This window comes from Vibrio sp. 378 (assembly GCF_033339435.1).
On the sequence record NZ_JAWOUO010000051.1, the window covers coordinates 1 to 1,849 of the forward strand.

The following is a 1,849-nucleotide window of genomic DNA, read 5'->3' on the forward strand; positions in this document are numbered from 1 at the left end:
AGAAAATCTTTCGACCTGCATTGCAGGCCTACCAAAAGAACATGTAAGCGCCTCCGTTCTTGGGGAATTATCAGAGAAACAATACGAACTCATCCAATTTGTTAATGGATATTGCATGATGCTCCAAGCGCTCGAAGTAAATCCAAGTTTGTTGGAAGAATAAAAATTCTGGGGCCTTGTGCCCCTTTTTTATTTTTCCGATAAACCGACAAGCGGAACCCATGCCGAACCCTTGTCTAAATATTTGAATCCGCGCGTCAGCATCCACCGAACCCTTGTGCGAATTTCGCATCAATTCCCCCACTTCCCAAAATATACATATAAATCAGTTGAGAATCTTTCTCATTGATTCGCATCCCTCAACGACGAACGACGTAGCGAGGCTGAGCGAAGGAGAAGGAGGAGAGGGTGCGGAATCCTCACCTTTCGGAGTCGGGTCTTAGTGATACCCGACTTTTGTACCACGGGCGGTACTCACACACACTAAATCCCCTTATTCCAGCACACTTCACACCCTCCGACTTTTGTACCACCAAATGGTACTCGCGTCTTGACATCTAATTGCTTCACTAATAATCTTGGTGCATCACCTTTTTACGTTGGATTACACATGGCTACCGATAAGAGACGCATAACTATCTCATTACCTAAGGAATTGGATGAGGCTTTAGCGGAATTCTCCGAGGTTAGTGGGCAGGCTCAATCTACTTTTGTTGTTCATTGCCTCCTTGAGAACGTTCAGGCTTTAAAACTTATGACTCAGGCAATTAGAGAAGCTAAGAGCGGGAATATTAGCGGTTATGAGAGCTTAATGGCTCAAGCACTTGGAACTACTCTTTTGAAGATGAATGGATCTTCTGATACTGAGGAATAGCAATGGGACACGGAAAGTTTGTCAGGTCTATTGAATCTGTTCCTCTCATTCCTGAGGTTCAGAAACTCTTAGAGGCTCATCGTAAGAATCCTGTTCCTGAGAACTTCGTTTCTCACGAGCCTACAAACCCTAGCCTTATGATTGACTGGCTTTCTGTTAAGTTCCTTTTTTGGTCTGATGAATGCCTCAATGGGGGCAATGTCATTTCAACAACTCCTGACGGTGAAATCGAGTACACACTAGATAAACACTTGAAGGTTGACGGGAGCCATGACACTCGCCTTTTAATTCGAACAGAACCAGCTCGATTACCTGACCTTCCCCAATTGAGAAACATTTGGATTCTTTCCGTTTCTGGTAACCCTGTTAAATGGTTCCAAGGCCATAACATTTTTGGTACTTCCGACCTTTGCAATTTGGTCTATGAACTCTTTGATTCTTTAGCTAAAAAGTTTGGCAAAGAACAACCTGATTTTATTCGTGATGGAATAAGAGAGGGTCAATATACGATTAGTCGAATAGATATAAATGGAATGTTCGAACTCGGTTCACGCCTAGATGTTTTATCGTGGTTGTCTGCCCTTGAGCGAACAGCAAGAACACGGCACGGGACTGCGGTCGCCAAGGGCAACACGGTCTACTTCGGTAAGAATTCAGAAAGATGGAGTATTAAATTTTACTCTAAGGGGCAAGAGATTGAGTCTCATAAACTTCCTGCTCCTCTTCAACTGACTTCGCTTCCTGATTTTGCCAATAACAAACTTAGGGCAGAGCTTACTCTGAGAAGTAAGGAACTGGTTAAGCTTGGGCTGAATGTTGGATCTTCTTGGTTTAATATTGATGTATGGGAAGTTTATAAAGAATACCTTGGGCGTGTGGAAATGAGTGAGCAAAAACCAATTGATGACATTACTTTAAAGTTGCCGCGTCACCTCGGTCTAACTTACCTTTCTTGGAAGGAAGGTTATTGTCTTA

The 1,849-nt window shown here is 43.2% G+C and carries 2 protein-coding genes; both read left to right on the top strand.

What is annotated here, in order from left to right; genetic code table 11:
• Positions 1-610: 610 nt before the first annotated feature.
• Positions 611-874: a hypothetical protein gene (locus R7Q48_RS23950; RefSeq protein ID WP_276406274.1), complete on the top strand. Its 264-nt coding sequence runs from the start codon at positions 611-613 to the stop codon at positions 872-874.
• A 2-nt stretch (positions 875-876) separates the two neighbouring features.
• Positions 877-1,849: phage/plasmid replication protein, II/X family (locus R7Q48_RS23955; RefSeq protein WP_318132565.1), on the top strand; the 973-nt coding region annotated here is incomplete at its 3' end.